Origin of the sequence: Roseateles asaccharophilus, from assembly GCF_004362405.1 — a bacterium.
In the GTDB taxonomy this organism is placed as follows: Bacteria; Pseudomonadota; Gammaproteobacteria; order Burkholderiales; family Burkholderiaceae_C; genus Kinneretia; species Kinneretia asaccharophila.
In genome coordinates this window covers 950,799-965,802 of sequence record NZ_SNXE01000001.1, presented here as the reverse complement: position 1 = coordinate 965,802, position 15,004 = coordinate 950,799, and the positions used below count along the sequence as shown (strand labels likewise).

Annotated in this window: 12 protein-coding genes and 1 CRISPR repeat array; of the genes, 9 read left to right on the top strand and 3 right to left on the bottom strand. The window is 63.5% G+C overall.

The features are described 5' to 3' along the window. The first annotated feature begins 265 nt into the window (after positions 1 to 265). From cas3 to cas7c, 4 genes are read left to right on the top strand one after another with little or no spacing between them, the layout of a single operon-like run. Positions 266 to 2,752, top strand: a complete 2,487-nt coding sequence (gene cas3, locus DFR39_RS04240; protein ID WP_133602265.1) for a CRISPR-associated helicase Cas3' — start codon at positions 266 to 268, stop codon at positions 2,750 to 2,752. After that, a complete protein-coding gene (cas5c, locus tag DFR39_RS04235; protein WP_133602264.1) occupies positions 2,745 to 3,476 on the top strand; it encodes a type I-C CRISPR-associated protein Cas5c in 732 nt (243 codons plus the stop codon). The genes cas3 and cas5c overlap by 8 nt, the downstream gene beginning before the upstream one ends. After that, on the top strand, positions 3,473 to 5,386 hold the full coding sequence (cas8c, locus tag DFR39_RS04230) for a type I-C CRISPR-associated protein Cas8c/Csd1 (RefSeq protein ID WP_133602263.1): 1,914 nt from the start codon (positions 3,473 to 3,475) through the stop codon (positions 5,384 to 5,386). The genes cas5c and cas8c overlap by 4 nt, the downstream gene beginning before the upstream one ends. A gap of 18 nt (positions 5,387 to 5,404) precedes the next feature. After that, a complete protein-coding gene (gene cas7c, locus DFR39_RS04225) occupies positions 5,405 to 6,247 on the top strand; it encodes a type I-C CRISPR-associated protein Cas7/Csd2 (protein WP_133602262.1) in 843 nt (280 codons plus the stop codon). A gap of 4 nt (positions 6,248 to 6,251) precedes the next feature. On the opposite strand, the gene DFR39_RS04220 is transcribed toward cas7c, so the two are convergent. Both DFR39_RS04220 and DFR39_RS19795 read right to left on the bottom strand, forming a co-directional pair. Then, the gene (locus DFR39_RS04220; RefSeq protein ID WP_133602261.1) at positions 6,252 to 6,548 is read right to left on the bottom strand and encodes a type II toxin-antitoxin system RelE/ParE family toxin; all 297 of its coding nucleotides are present in this window, start codon (positions 6,546 to 6,548) and stop codon (positions 6,252 to 6,254) included. Beyond that, positions 6,545 to 6,796 carry an addiction module protein gene (locus DFR39_RS19795; protein WP_162849423.1) on the bottom strand — a complete coding sequence of 84 codons (252 nt, stop codon included), beginning with the start codon at positions 6,794 to 6,796 and terminating at the stop codon, positions 6,545 to 6,547. Before DFR39_RS19795 ends, DFR39_RS04220 begins: the two co-directional genes overlap by 4 nt. Positions 6,797 to 6,868: 72 nt before the next feature. Here DFR39_RS19795 and cas4 point away from each other — a divergent pair, with 72 nt between their 5' ends. From cas4 to DFR39_RS04195, 4 genes are all read left to right on the top strand, one after another. Continuing rightward, positions 6,869 to 7,522, top strand: a complete 654-nt coding sequence (gene cas4 / locus DFR39_RS04210) for a CRISPR-associated protein Cas4 (RefSeq protein WP_133602259.1) — start codon at positions 6,869 to 6,871, stop codon at positions 7,520 to 7,522. Positions 7,523 to 7,525: 3 nt separating this feature from the next. Continuing rightward, complete coding sequence (cas1c, locus tag DFR39_RS04205; RefSeq protein WP_133602258.1) at positions 7,526 to 8,572, top strand: type I-C CRISPR-associated endonuclease Cas1c; 1,047 nt, start codon at positions 7,526 to 7,528, stop codon at positions 8,570 to 8,572. 18 nt (positions 8,573 to 8,590) lie between these two features. Continuing rightward, the gene (gene cas2 / locus DFR39_RS04200; RefSeq protein ID WP_133602257.1) at positions 8,591 to 8,881 is read left to right on the top strand and encodes a CRISPR-associated endonuclease Cas2; all 291 of its coding nucleotides are present in this window, start codon (positions 8,591 to 8,593) and stop codon (positions 8,879 to 8,881) included. Positions 8,882 to 9,086: 205 nt separating this feature from the next. Next, positions 9,087 to 13,073: direct repeats of the CRISPR family, unit length 37 nt; unit sequence GCGTCGCCCGTCAGTGATGGCGGGCGTGGATTGAAAC. A 217-nt stretch (positions 13,074 to 13,290) separates the two neighbouring features. After that, a complete protein-coding gene (locus DFR39_RS04195; RefSeq protein ID WP_133602256.1) occupies positions 13,291 to 13,815 on the top strand; it encodes a c-type cytochrome in 525 nt (174 codons plus the stop codon). On the opposite strand, the gene cutA is transcribed toward DFR39_RS04195, so the two are convergent. Then, a complete protein-coding gene (gene cutA / locus DFR39_RS04190; RefSeq protein WP_133602255.1) occupies positions 13,800 to 14,177 on the bottom strand; it encodes a divalent-cation tolerance protein CutA in 378 nt (125 codons plus the stop codon). The two genes, DFR39_RS04195 and cutA, sit on opposite strands and share 16 nt — an antisense overlap. A 50-nt stretch (positions 14,178 to 14,227) precedes the next feature. On the opposite strand from cutA, the gene DFR39_RS04185 reads away from it, so the two are divergent. After that, complete coding sequence (locus DFR39_RS04185) at positions 14,228 to 14,914, top strand: hypothetical protein (RefSeq protein ID WP_133602254.1); 687 nt, start codon at positions 14,228 to 14,230, stop codon at positions 14,912 to 14,914. The last annotated feature ends 90 nt before the right edge of the window (positions 14,915 to 15,004 follow it).

The following is a 15,004-nucleotide window of genomic DNA, read 5'->3' as shown; positions in this document are numbered from 1 at the left end:
GACTGAGGCGGGGGCGATTTGCGCGCCGTTCGCGCGTTGGATGCCCTCCAGCGAACAAACCCTGAGGACAAGTCATACAACCGCTGGCAAGCTGCGGCCACTTGGCAAAGACCAAGAGGGAGGATTTGCAAATGGGCTGGCCAACGTCAGGCCGGGCGCTTTGCGCACGGTTGACAACTTCAGGACAAATACCTTGCTGCGCTAGCTCACCTGGTGAGCCAGCCGGCTGGGACGATGCTTCTTCGATGAAGAGGGAGAAGCACTGATGAACCAGCCGAGATTCGTCGCTCACCACAGGCAAGCCGATGGAAGCTGGCAGCCTCTCGAAGAGCATCTGAAAGGGGTTGGGCAGTTGGCGAGCGGGTTTGCCGCCAAACTAGGACTTCAAGACGCAGGGCTGCTGCTGGGTCTACTTCATGATCTGGGAAAGTACAGCCAAGCGTTTCAGGCCTACCTGAAGTCGGCAATCGGCGAACTCAACCAAGATGAAGACGAGGATTGGGTAGACGCTGCCAGCTTGAAGGGCAAGGTTGACCACTCCACAGCAGGTGCACAGCTGATTTGGCACCGGCTAAGTGGCAAGGGACCTCAAGAGCGCATCGCCGCACAGATGCTGTCACTCTGCATCGCGTCTCACCACTCCGGCCTCGTTGACTGCATCGGCGCCAGCAAATCCAACTTTGGCGAAGACCTGTTCAGCCGACGCATGAGCAAGGCGCAACAGCAGACGCATCTCAGCGAGGTGGAGCAAGCTTGCGACCGAGCGATCCTGGACCCCTGTGAGCAGCTGCTCGCCCGCGGCGAAGTGGTCGCACTGCTAAACAACCGTCTTCAATCTATCGGTCGGCAAAGCGCAGGCCCACAAGCGGGGCTCCAGCAGGTCGGTCTGTTGGTCAGATTCATCTTCAGCTGCTTGCTCGACGCAGATCGCATCGATACGGCGGACTTCGAGCATCGGCGCACTCGCGCGTTTCGGCCGATTGGCGACTACGCAGGCTGGCCCATCCTTATTGATCGACTGGAGCACCACCTGCGCGAGTTGACGCCGAGCAGCCCTATCGACCATCTACGTCAAGACATATCCGAGCACTGTCGACAGGCAGCAACTCGACCCGCAGGCGCTTACACATTGACCGTTCCCACTGGAGGAGGCAAGACCCTCGCCAGCCTCCGTTTCGCGCTTCATCATGCCCAGCTGCGAGGACTCGACAGGATCATTTACGTAATCCCTTTCACGTCCATCATTGACCAGAACGCCCAGGTGGTTCGCCAGATTCTCGAACCACACGATGCCCCTTCTGATCGGGGCCGCATCGTCCTGGAACACCACGGCAGCGTGACCCCGGAACAGCAGACCTGGCGTGAGAAGGTTCTGTGCGAGAACTGGGATGCCCCGGTGGTCTACACCACCATGGTTCAGTTACTCGAAGCCCTGTTTGGTGCGGGCACCCGTGGTGCCCGCCGCATGCACCAACTTTCTCGCGCTGTGCTGATCTTCGACGAGGTCCAGACACTGCCGATCAAGTGCGCGCATCTATTCAACAACGCCATCAACTTTCTGACCGCGCAGGGAGACAGCACCGTTGTTCTTTGCACGGCGACCCAGCCACTGCTGCACCAGGTGGCCCAGGACAAAGGTGCCGTGCGGCTAGCACCCGACCATGAACTGATGCCGGACAAGCATCGCTTGTTCGAGCAACTCAAGCGCGTGACGGTCAATGACGCGCGCAAGCCCGGCGGATGGTCCGATCAGGAAGTCGCTGACTTGGCGGCCTCAGAGATGCGGCGTAGCGGCAGTTGCCTAGTGATCGTCAACACCAAGGCGGCAGCTCGACGTGTCTTCGAACTGTGCGCCCAGTTGGTGGATATTCAGGATGCCGCTCTGTGCCATCTCAGCACGGATATGTGTCCGGCGCACCGCAAGCACGAGCTTGCCAAACTGAGGACGCGATTGGCGTCGCACAAGCCGGTGCTGTGTGTGAGTACACAGTTGATCGAAGCCGGCGTCGATGTGGACTTCGGAACTGTCATCCGTTTCATGGCGGGTCTCGACTCGATCGCGCAAGCGGCCGGACGCTGCAATCGCAACGGGCGCGCCGAGCGCGGCACGGTTCATGTCGTCAACCCGCAAGACGAAAGCCTGGACAAGCTGGTCGACATCCAGAAGGGACGTGATGCGGCGCTGCGGGTGCTGGACGACTTCCAGCAGGATCCTGCGAGCTTTCAGTACGACGTCATCGGCCCCACCGCACTGACGGCGTACTACCGCTACTACTTCTTTGAGCGACAAGCCGACATGACTTATCCAGTGGCTGCGGGCGATATCGCCCAGTCAGACACGCTGCTCAATTTGCTGTCGCGCAATCATGCTGCCGTCGATGAGTTCAGTTCGCGGCACGACTCCGCACCGAATTTGTTTTTCCGCCAAGCGTTCATGACTGCTGCCAGGGCATTCAAAGCCATCGATGCGCCGACCCAGGGCGTCATCGTGCCGTATGGCGAGGCCGGCCGAGCCTTGGTTGCGGATCTCTGTGCCGCGTATGACGTGGAACTGGAGTTCACGCTGCTGCGCGCCGCGCAGCAGTTCACCGTCAACGTCTTCCCGCACGTGCTGCGCAAGCTCAGTGACGCTGGCGCGCTGCATGAAGTAAAGCCAGACACCCGAATTCTCTGCCTCGACGAGCGCTATTACAGCGCCGTGTTCGGCCTGAGCGCAGAACCTGTATCCCCGATGGAGCCGCTGCATGACTGACCACAAACATCGCAACAGCATCGAGTTCAAAGTGTCTGGCCGCTATGCCCTTTTCACAGATCCATTGACCAAGGTCGGTGGCGAGAAGTGCTCGTATCACGTTCCTACCTATGAAGCCTTGAAGGGCATCGCCAAATCAATCTACTGGAAACCAACGCTGATCTGGGTGATTGACGCGGTTCGGGTGATGAAGCGAATACGAACGCAGACCAAGGGGGCCAAGCCGATGGAATTCAGTGGCGGCAACAGCTTGGCTATCTACACATTCTTGGCCGATGTCGAGTACCAGGTCAGCGCGCATTTCGAGTGGAACGAACACCGCCCTGAACTTAGCACTGATCGCATCCACGGAAAACACCTGTCTATTGCGCGACGCATGGTGGAGCGCGGTGGACGACAAGACGTTTTTCTCGGCACCCGCGATTGTCAGGGCTATGTGGAGCCCTGCTCATTTGGCGAAGGTTCCGGAGAACTCGACGGTGCTGGTGAACTGGCATTCGGGCTCATGTTTCACGGATTCGACTATCCGGACGAGAGCGGTGACGGCAAACTCCATGCCCGGTTCTGGCGTCCCACCATGGTCGATGGCGTGATCCGCTTCCAACATCCGCAAGACTGCACGGATCGTAAATTTGTGCGCGACATGCGCGTGAAGCCGTTTGGGCTGGGTCAGTCGCAGTTGGATGCTGAGGCTGAGGCAATCGCGATGGGGGCTGCCGAATGAGCTGGATCCAAATGCTCCACGCGACCTACGAGCACTGCAAGGGCCGCGAGTCGGAAGGCTCACCCCCGTTGATGCCCATCAGCCACACGACTCAACTCGCCCAAGTCGAGATCGTGGTGGACGCCACCGGCCAGTTCAAGCGAGCGGCAGTGCTCGAAAGGGCGCTGGCCACAACCTTGATTCCCTGCACGGAAGAGTCCGGAGGAAGGGCGGGCAGCAAGCCGGTCAACCATCCACTGGCGGACAAGCTGCAGTACTTGGCTGGCGACTATTCGGCCTATGGCGGCGAAGTCACCTCCGGCTATTCAAAGGATGTCCAGCAGCCGCATCGAGACTATCTTGCATCCCTGTCGGGTTGGGCGAAGTCGGTTCATGGGCATCCAAAGATTGACGCCATCCTCGGCTACATCAAGAAAGGCTGCATGGTCGCCGATTTGGTCGGAGCTGGCGTTCTTCACCTTGATTCGGAGACCGGCAAACTCTTGAAAGGTTGGTCAGGCGATAAGGCGCAGGCCCCCGCAATCTTCAAAGTGATGTCTGCCGGCCAGCAGCAGGAGGATGCCTTCATCCGATGGCGCGTTGAAATCGGCGACGAGCCGAACTCGGCGACATGGACAGACGAATCTTTGACAAGCGCCTGGATCGCTTATTACCAGACCACCCAGACAAAACGCGGCTATTGCATGGCAACTGGTGCACAAACCGCCTTGGCTGTGCAACACCCAGCCAAACTCAGACATGGCGGCGACAAGGCCAAGTTGATCTCGTCGAATGACAGCACGGGTTACACCTATCGGGGCCGATTCATTGACGCGGATGAAGCCTTGGGTATCGGGTTCATGGTGACGCAGAAAGCCCACAACGCTTTGAGATGGCTGGTGGCCCGCCAAGGCTATCGCAACGGTGATCAGGTGTTTGTAGCTTGGGAGATTTCAGGAAAGCCCGTGCCGGACCCGTTTGCAAGCACATTTGAACTATTTGACGGGGCGGCTTCTGACCATATCCCAAGGCCTGAAGCGGTCGGTGTGGGGCAGGCCTTCGCACTAAAGCTCAAGAGTTCCATCGCAGGCTATCGCGCAGTGCTGGATCCAAGTGACGATGTGGTCGTGATCGGACTCGACTCAGCAACGCCAGGTCGCATGGCAATCACCTACTACCGCGAGCTGCAAGGTTCTGAGTTTCTCGACCGCATAGAAGCTTGGCATCTGCAGTTCGCCTGGCCACAGAACTTTGGCAAGGATCGCAAGTTTGTTGGAACACCAGCGCCACGTGACATTGCCGAAATGGCTTACGGCAGTCGCTTGGATGACAACTTGCGCGTCGCAACCATCGAGCGCTTGCTGCCTTGCATTGTCGATGGCATGCCACTGCCATTCGACCTACTCACATCAACCGTACGCCGCGCGTCCAACCGAATCGGCCTCGAGCGTTGGGAGTGGGAGAAGTGCCTGGGCGTCGCCTGCGCATTGTTCAAAGGGTTCTACAAACAAAGGAGCTACTTCATGGCATTGGAACCAGAACGAACCAGCCGCGACTACCTGTTTGGTCGCTTGCTGGCGTTTGCCGAGCACATTGAAAGCCGCGCGCTCTTCGTCGCGGGCGAGAAGCGCGACACGACAGCAGCACGTTTGATGCAGCGATTCGCCGATCGGCCATCCTCTACTTGGAAGACGATAGAGCTCAGTCTGCAGCCCTACATGACCCGCTTGCGGAACACGCGCCCTGCCTTCCTGTATGCCGTGAGCAGACAAATGGACGATGTGATTGCGGCATTTTCTGTCGACGACTTTACGAAAGACGCCGCCCTCAGCGGCGAGTTCCTGCTTGGCTATCACTGCCAGCGTCAAGCGCTACGACCGCCAGAGGACGAGGCGGACAAGGAAGAGTCTCCGACCGACACCCCCAACTGAAAGACCAGGGACTACAAGATGAGCACTTTGCAGAACAAGATCGATTTCGCCCTCGTGCTGCGCGTCAAGCATGCCAACCCGAACGGTGATCCACTCAACGGCAACCGGCCTCGCACCGACTATGGCGGACTCGGGGAGATCACCGATGTTTGCTTGAAGCGCAAGCTGCGCGACCGCCTGCAGGAAAGCGGACAGGCAATCTTCGTCCAGTCAGATGACCGCAAGACTGACGGCGAAACCAGTCTTCGCAATCGCGCCGAGTCAGCCGTGAACGGCCTCGGCAAGGACGCATTCAAGAAAGGCGCCAACAAGGACGCCACAGCTAAGCTTGCTTGCGAGAAGTGGTTCGATGTCCGCGCCTTCGGACAAGTTTTCGCCTTCGCAAGCGGCTCGGATGCTGGCGGCGTTTCGATTCCGATACGCGGCCCCGTCACCATACAGTCGGCATTCAGTCTGGAGCCAGTTTCCATCACCAGTACCCAGATCACCAAAAGTGTCAGCGGCGAAGGTGATGGGAGCAAACGCAGTTCGGACACGATGGGCATGAAGCACCGGGTTGATCACGGAATCTATGTCACCTACGGCAGCATCAATCCGCAACTTGCCGAACGCACAGGATTCAGTAATGCCGACGCAGAAACACTGAAGGCCCTGCTGCCCAAGCTCTTCGAGAACGACGCCTCATCGGCCCGCCCTGATGGCAGCATGGAAGTAGTAAAGGTGATTTGGTGGGAGCACAACTGCAAGTCGGGGCAATACTCATCGGCTAAGGTTCACCGTTCGGTCAAGGTCGATCTTGACGGATCGATCACCATTGATGCCCTCCCCGACTTGCAGGCGCAAGTCATAGACGGCTTCTGACACTTCAGCCCCGCCCCACCCAATACCCCGGCTCCCGGCTCTGATGCGCGACCGCAATCACCGTCAGGCGCTCACCCTGTACGCGATACACCAGGGTGAACGGGAACCGCTTGAGCGGCCAGCCGCGGGTGGGGCTGGCATGGCTCGGGGTGCCGAGCTGCGGCATGGAGGCCAGCAGCTGAGTGGCCTGTTCGACGGCCTGGCCGAAACGCGCTGCCACCGCAGGCCCGCCATCAGACAGATACCACTGCAGCGCCGCCACAAGTTCCCTGTGAGCGGCAGGGCGAAACTCAAGGATCACGGGCGGCGCTCGGCCACCTTGCCATCAATCATGTCGCGCATCTCGGCGTACACCTGCTCCGCGGGGATGGACTCGACAAGGCCTGCGTCCATCTCGGCGACGCGCCGTGCGATCTCGGCCTCCCAGATCGGGTGCAGCGGCGGCGCAGGCGTCACGGTGTCTACCAATCGCTCGATCAGCTCGGCCCGCTCTTCGGCCGTGAGCTTCAAGGCTTGCGCGGTCACCTCGTCCAGGGAAGTGCTGCTCATGACAATCTCCGTGCGCCGTGGCTTGCTACAGGCCATCAGTGTAGTCATTCGCTGAGAAGCCAAGGCCGCACCATGGACGAGCCCGACCCCATCCCGCTCTCGGCCCTGCAGCACTGGGCCTACTGCCCGCGGCAGTGCGGGCTGATCCATCTGGAGCAGGCCTTTGACGACAACCTCCACACCTTGCGCGGCAATGCGGTGCACGCTCGCACCGACCAGCCCGGCGTGGAGTCGGCGCAGGGCCTGCGCATCGAACGGGCGCTGCCACTGTGGCATGACGAGCTGGGGCTGATCGGCAAGTCGGATGTGGTGGAGTTCGACGCGGCGGGCACGCCCTACCCGGTGGAATACAAGCAAGGCTCGCGCAACAAGGCCGCCGATATCGCGGCCTGCGATGACTTGCAGCTGGCGGCGCAGGCACTGTGCCTGGAATCCATGACGGGCCGGGCGGTGCCCGAGGGCGCGCTGTATTACGCCAGTTCCAAGCGGCGCCGCGTCGTGCCCATCACGCCGGCGCTGCGCGCGCAGGTGGCGTCGGTGGCCCAAGCGGTGCGCGCGATGCTGGCGTCCGAACGCCTGCCCGCGCCACTGAGCGGCGAGGCTGCGGCGCGACGCTGCAAGGCCTGCTCGCTGCGCGAACGCTGCCAGCCGGAGGCCATGGCGGGCGGCGCAGCCAGCGCGCTGATCGAGGCGCGGCGCCGCCTGTTCGACCCCGATGCGGATTGATCCATGCAACTGCTCAACACGCTCTACATCACCACGCCCGAGAGCTATCTGCGGCTGGACAACGACACCTTGCGGGTGGAGTTGGAGCGCGAGGTGCGGCTGCGCGTGCCGCTGCATCATCTGCAGGCGGTGGTGTGCTTCGGGCATATCGCCTTGTCGGCGCCGCTGATGCACCGGCTGGCCGAGGACAGCATCGCGCTGGTGCTGCTGGACGAGCATGGTCGCTTCAAGGCCCGGCTTGAAGGCGCGCAGGCCGGCAATGTGCTGCTGCGCCGCGCCCAGCACCTGGCCAGCCTCGATGCCGATTTGTCGCTGGAGCTGGCGCGCAGCTTTGTGGCCGGCAAGATCCGCAATGCCCGCTCGGTGCTGCAGCGCGGTGCGCGGGAGGCCAAGCTGGCCGCCGAGGCCGCGCAGTTGACGCGACTGGCTGATGACCTGGCGGCAGGCCTGCGTGCCCTACCCGCCGCGCCCGACCTGAACACCGTGCGAGGCCTGGAAGGCGAGGCGGCGCGCCAGTACTTTGCCGGCCTGCCCTGGTTGGTGAAGACCGATCTGCGTGCGGACTTCGCGATGCAGGGCCGCAGCCGGCGACCGCCCCGCGACCGCTTCAATGCGCTGATCTCGTTTCTGTATGCCTTGTGGATGAATGACTGCCGCAGCGCGCTGGAGGCAGCCGGGCTGGATCCGCAGGTGGGATTTCTGCATGCCCTGCGGCCCGGGCGTGCGGCGCTGGCGCTGGATCTGATGGAAGAGTTCCGACCCTTCGCGGACCGGCTGGCGCTGACCCTGGTGAACCGTCAGCAGCTTGGGGCCGGCGACTTCGTGCTGCGCGAGGGCGGTGCGGTATCGCTGCAGCCGGATGCGCGCAAGGCCGTTCTGGTGGCCTATCAGCAGCGCAAGCAGGAGGAGATCCTGCACCCGCTGCTGGCCCAGCCGGTACCGCTGGGCATGGTGCCGCTGGTGCAGGCAAGACTGCTGGCCCGAGCCATCCGCGGCGAGCTTGAAGCAGATGGCTCACGCGCCGGCTATCTGCCCTTCCTGGCGAAGTGAACACGACGGGAGGCTGCGATGCTCGTGATCGTCTGCTACGACGTAAACACCGAAACCAAGGAGGGCCGGCGTCGCCTGCGCCGCGTCGCCAAAGTCTGCGAAGGCACCGGGCAGCGGGTACAGAAGTCGGTGTTCGAGTGCCAAGTCACGTTGGCAGAGCTGGAGACGCTAGAGAGGCGGCTGCTGGCCGAGATCAACGAGCAGCAAGATTGCCTGCGGCTGTACCGCGTGCCCGACACGCGCGGCGCGGAGGTGCGCGAGTACGGGCACTTCAAGGCCGTGGACTTCGAGGGCCCGCTGGTGCTGTGAAGCACCTTCTGATCGCGTAGGATGGCGGCGCGAACCCCATGTGCTGGCCGCCAGCCCCTGGGGTTCGCGCGCGTCTCAAGCACTTGTTTTTGCAGAACTTTCCGATGTTGTCCGATCGGCTCTATTCCAGAGTTGTCCTCTGCCCCACCGGGTTCGCGCAAACCGCATGGTTTTCGCTGATGCTGCAAGAACTTGCGCGCGAAGCGCGTCGCCCGTCAGTGATGGCGGGCGTGGATTGAAACAGGGGACGGCTGGCGATCACGCCGGAGGCCGAGCCGGCGTCGCCCGTCAGTGATGGCGGGCGTGGATTGAAACATCAGCGCCTGCAGCACCGATAGGCTGGCCACCGGCGTCGCCCGTCAGTGATGGCGGGCGTGGATTGAAACAAGCTCATCAGCCCCACGACCGCCGAGAAGCTGGCGCGTCGCCCGTCAGTGATGGCGGGCGTGGATTGAAACAGCGCGGCATCGGCCTGCTTGTATGGGGCCAGTGCGCGTCGCCCGTCAGTGATGGCGGGCGTGGATTGAAACAACGCCAGATTGGGCTGGTTTTACACGCCAGGGAGCGTCGCCCGTCAGTGATGGCGGGCGTGGATTGAAACACTTTTCCCGCATCAGGATGCGCTGGTGCGCTGGGCGTCGCCCGTCAGTGATGGCGGGCGTGGATTGAAACACCGAAGCCCGAGCCGGAGCCAGCCCCTCAGAACTGCGTCGCCCGTCAGTGATGGCGGGCGTGGATTGAAACACCCCTCAGCAGCGAGCCAGCATGGATGGCCTTGTGCCGCGTCGCCCGTCAGTGATGGCGGGCGTGGATTGAAACATCACCGAGCATGCCCAGGCGGCGAACCAACGCACGCGTCGCCCGTCAGTGATGGCGGGCGTGGATTGAAACGGCTGCTGCGACGGGCAGACTGGTCTGGCCAGCCGGCGTCGCCCGTCAGTGATGGCGGGCGTGGATTGAAACAGAAAGCCACCCATGCGAATCATCCTTGCCCTTGGCGTCGCCCGTCAGTGATGGCGGGCGTGGATTGAAACCACGCGGTATCAAACTGAGCGAAGCCCGCTTCAGGCGTCGCCCGTCAGTGATGGCGGGCGTGGATTGAAACTATTCAAGGACGCCGCATGAACTGCATCGATCAAGCGTCGCCCGTCAGTGATGGCGGGCGTGGATTGAAACCACGCTGGCGGCCATGCTGAATCTGCGAGACCAAGCGTCGCCCGTCAGTGATGGCGGGCGTGGATTGAAACCATCCCTGAGCGCGCAAATCGTCGTCGTGCGGCGCGTCGCCCGTCAGTGATGGCGGGCGTGGATTGAAACCCTGTTCACCTCTGGCAGAAGATCGCCAGCCCGGTGCGTCGCCCGTCAGTGATGGCGGGCGTGGATTGAAACCGATGTGGTTGATGCTGTGGGCCCGGCACTCTCCGCGTCGCCCGTCAGTGATGGCGGGCGTGGATTGAAACCCTGAACGACCCGGCCAAATACCCGACGCGCTCGGCGTCGCCCGTCAGTGATGGCGGGCGTGGATTGAAACAAACCTAATCCACCGCCGCAACGAGCGTGCGATCGCGTCGCCCGTCAGTGATGGCGGGCGTGGATTGAAACAGCCACATGGAGCAGCACGTGCGTGACGTGCGCAAGGCGTCGCCCGTCAGTGATGGCGGGCGTGGATTGAAACACCCTGACCGTCACCGACGCGCAGGGGCTGACCACGCGTCGCCCGTCAGTGATGGCGGGCGTGGATTGAAACAGCCCGTATCTTTAGCAGCTACCTGCGCCGCCACAATGCGTCGCCCGTCAGTGATGGCGGGCGTGGATTGAAACACCGTCAGCGGCAACGTGCTGACGATGACCACCGCACGCGTCGCCCGTCAGTGATGGCGGGCGTGGATTGAAACAGTCCATCAAGGCCGGCGAGCATCCGCTTTACAGCCGGCGTCGCCCGTCAGTGATGGCGGGCGTGGATTGAAACCCCATCGCCATGATGTCGCGGCACTGGCGCCGGAGCGTCGCCCGTCAGTGATGGCGGGCGTGGATTGAAACCAGGCGGCGGAGTCCTCGATGATGTACCAGCCAGGCGTCGCCCGTCAGTGATGGCGGGCGTGGATTGAAACGAGCGAGTAGAGCGCACTCATGCCGCCACCTCATGCGTCGCCCGTCAGTGATGGCGGGCGTGGATTGAAACCAGGCGGCGGAGTCCTCGATGATGTACCAGCCAGGCGTCGCCCGTCAGTGATGGCGGGCGTGGATTGAAACCTGGCGGCCCTCTTGCGCGGCCAGGCTCTGCTGCGCGTCGCCCGTCAGTGATGGCGGGCGTGGATTGAAACTGGTTCTGGCCCTGCTCTGCGCGGTGCCGCTGATGCGTCGCCCGTCAGTGATGGCGGGCGTGGATTGAAACAGGATCTGGGCTAGGGCCTCGTACATGGCAGGTATGCCGCGTCGCCCGTCAGTGATGGCGGGCGTGGATTGAAACACGTCTGGGGCTGTTTCCACGTCACACCCACCTAGCGTCGCCCGTCAGTGATGGCGGGCGTGGATTGAAACGGCTGGTGCTGGTGCAACCATTCAGAGCGCGGGGACGCGTCGCCCGTCAGTGATGGCGGGCGTGGATTGAAACTTGACAGCCTCGGCGGCATCCTCGTCGGCCTTGAGCGTCGCCCGTCAGTGATGGCGGGCGTGGATTGAAACAGCCAGACGATGGAAATTTCCATGCGCGCCTACGGTGGCGTCGCCCGTCAGTGATGGCGGGCGTGGATTGAAACACCGACAGCGCCTTCACCCTGAACGGTCAGGTCGGCGTCGCCCGTCAGTGATGGCGGGCGTGGATTGAAACTAGTCGCCATCGCCGCCGCAGACCAATACCTGGGGCGTCGCCCGTCAGTGATGGCGGGCGTGGATTGAAACAACGATGACGTCTCCGACGCGGCGATGAAGCTGCGCGTCGCCCGTCAGTGATGGCGGGCGTGGATTGAAACATTGCCGAGCACGGTCTCATGCCGACTGAGGCCGACGGCGTCGCCCGTCAGTGATGGCGGGCGTGGATTGAAACTAAGGACTGACCATGACCGAGACCATCGAACTGATGCGTCGCCCGTCAGTGATGGCGGGCGTGGATTGAAACCTGTATTCGGTCCAAGCCAAGCAAGTCAAGGAGCGCGTCGCCCGTCAGTGATGGCGGGCGTGGATTGAAACTTGTCCACAGGCGAACCAATCAACACGCAATCAGGCGTCGCCCGTCAGTGATGGCGGGCGTGGATTGAAACGTCCGAGCAGCCGCCGCGCTAGGAGAGGGCATGGGCGTCGCCCGTCAGTGATGGCGGGCGTGGATTGAAACTGATCGACCTGCGGGAACATGCTGGCGGGCTGGTGCGTCGCCCGTCAGTGATGGCGGGCGTGGATTGAAACTAGTCGCCATCGCCGCCGCAGACCAATACCTGGGAGGCGTCGCCCGTCAGTGATGGCGGGCGTGGATTGAAACGTCCTCAGTGTCAGATGACGACCTGGCGGCTCACGGCGTCGCCCGTCAGTGATGGCGGGCGTGGATTGAAACTCCTGGTCCTGCAGGGGCTGGCGGCGCGCGGTGAGGCGTCGCCCGTCAGTGATGGCGGGCGTGGATTGAAACTTTGGCGGACACCATGCGCATGCGTGATCCGCGCGCGTCGCCCGTCAGTGATGGCGGGCGTGGATTGAAACTGACGGTGCCTTCAAATCGAACCAGGCCAACGCGGTGCGTCGCCCGTCAGTGATGGCGGGCGTGGATTGAAACTTAGCGTGGGTGTACTCGGGCCACACGATTGGCGCGTCGCCCGTCAGTGATGGCGGGCGTGGATTGAAACGCTCGCAACGAACTGCTCTTCCCGGCCCGCCAAGGCGTCGCCCGTCAGTGATGGCGGGCGTGGATTGAAACATTGCAGAGACTTTGCTGCAGCGAATAGCCAGCACGCGTCGCCCGTCAGTGATGGCGGGCGTGGATTGAAACCGCCCCAATCGCCACAGTGCCACCTCATGGCACCGGCGTCGCCCGTCAGTGATGGCGGGCGTGGATTGAAACACGGCATAGGCCGTGATCAGGCGCTGCTGCGCGCCGGCGTCGCCCGTCAGTGATGGCGGGCGTGGATTGAAACCACTCGGCTGGTAGGTGCCGCGCCACGCTTGGTCGCGTCGCCCGTCAGTGATGGCGGGCGCGGATTGAAAAGTTTCCGGCAGCTGGGAAATGGTCAGGCCACGGGGCATCTCCCGCGAGCAACGGCAAGTACGGATGAAGTACAGCACGATGCGTCGGTGGCTCTTGCAATTGCGCTGCCACATTTGACGCAGCGCTGCCAGACACCGCTCCCGCAAGACCCGACCCCGGTGCACAATCGACTCAGGCCGCTGCGCCTTCGCGGTGGCCGGCTCCCAAGGAGGCAGCGATGAATGCACGTGCGATCAGCAGCCAGCGTTCCCGGATTCCTGGCCTGGCCCTGTTGGGCAGCGGCGCCGTTCTGTTGACGGGCCTGGCGGGCTGCGCCGGCCATGGGCAGGTGGAGCTGGCCAACCGCAAGCCGGCCGAGCAGCTGGCGCGCGAGACGCGCGAGGCCCAGCCCTCCGCCTCGGTGTACAGCGGCTGGCGGGTGTTCCAGGACAAATGCGCGCGCTGCCATGGCAGTGACGCGCGCGGCAGCGCCCAGGCCCCCGATCTCCTGCCGCGTGTGGGCGATATGGGCCAGCGCCGCTTTGTGGGCCTGGTGCTGAGCCGCTATGACTGGGGCTTGCCGCCCGACCAGGCCCGCGGCAGCGAGGCGCAGATCGAGGGCGTGATACAGCGCCAGCAAGGTGCGCTGAGCATGCCGGCCTGGCAGGGTGAGCCCAGTGTGCAGGCGCACATCACGGACCTTTATGCCTATCTCAGCGCCCGCTCCAGCGGCGCCCAGGGGCCGGGTCAGCCCTCGCGCTGAAAGCGCGGAGCGGCCGGGGCGGTTTGCGCCGCCACCCACCGGGCATAGGGCTCATAGACCGGCCCCAGGGCCTGAGCATGGATGGCGGGCAGCTCGTAGGGATGCAGCTCGCGCAGGGCCTGCTCCAGCGCTGCATACAGCTCGGCCCGGGTCTTGAGCAGCAGGCGGAATTCGCCCTCTTGCTGCAAACGGCCGTCCCAGCGGTAGAAGCTCTCCACCTCAGAGATCTGCGCGCAGGCCGCCAGCCCTCGCTCCACCATCTGGCGCGCCAGGGCCTGGGCCGCGGCCCGCTCGGGCAGGGTGGTGAAGACGGCGATCAGGGCCGGTGCAGACGGGCCTTCTGGCGGGACATGGGCATTCATGTGCGCATTGTGCGAGCCGGGTCTTGCCGCATCAAGGACAATGGGCTGCCATGATGACGACCCAGTTCCAGGACTCCATCCAAGACCGTCTGCGCCACGCCGTGCAGGCCTCCCTGCCCTGCCAGGCCGCGCCGGTGCAACTGGCCCTGGGGGCGCTGCTCTCGGCCCAGCAGGAGCCGGTACACGCCCTGATCGCCTGCAGCCTTGATGAGGGTGATCCGACCCTGCATGTGGGTGCGGCCCTGGACCTGGTGCATATCGGCCTGCAGCGCCTGCATGCGCGCGTGGACGCCGCACCCGAGACCGCTGGCGCGGCCGCCCTGCTGGGCACGGCGGGCAATGTGCTGGCCGGCGACTATCTGACCAGCGGCGCCTTCAAGCTGCTGGTGCACTGCAACGACCTGGCGGTGCTGCAGCATGTGGCCGATGCCATCACCCAATGCTGCGAGCTGGAATGCACGGACATGGGCCGCGCCGAGGCCAAGGCTTCGGCCCGCGCCCGGCCCATGGGCGGGGCTGCCGCCCGGGCCGGCGCCATGCTGGGCGGGCTGGATGAGGCCGCCCAGACCCTGGCCCAGCGCTATGGCGAGGCCATGGCGGCCGCCCTGCTCTGCGGCGCGGCTGAGGCCGGACGGGCCAGCCTGCATGCCGCCGCCCTGCAGGCCGCCCAGGCCCTGCAGGACGCCACGGGCAAGACCCGCCCCCTGGAGCTGGCGCGCGCCCGACTGGGCGGCTGAGTGACGCGCTCAACCCTCGCGCTGGTAGGGGCCGGACTGCTCCGCATGGGCTAGCAAGCCTGTCACGCAGGGGTTGCGGGGGCTGCCTAA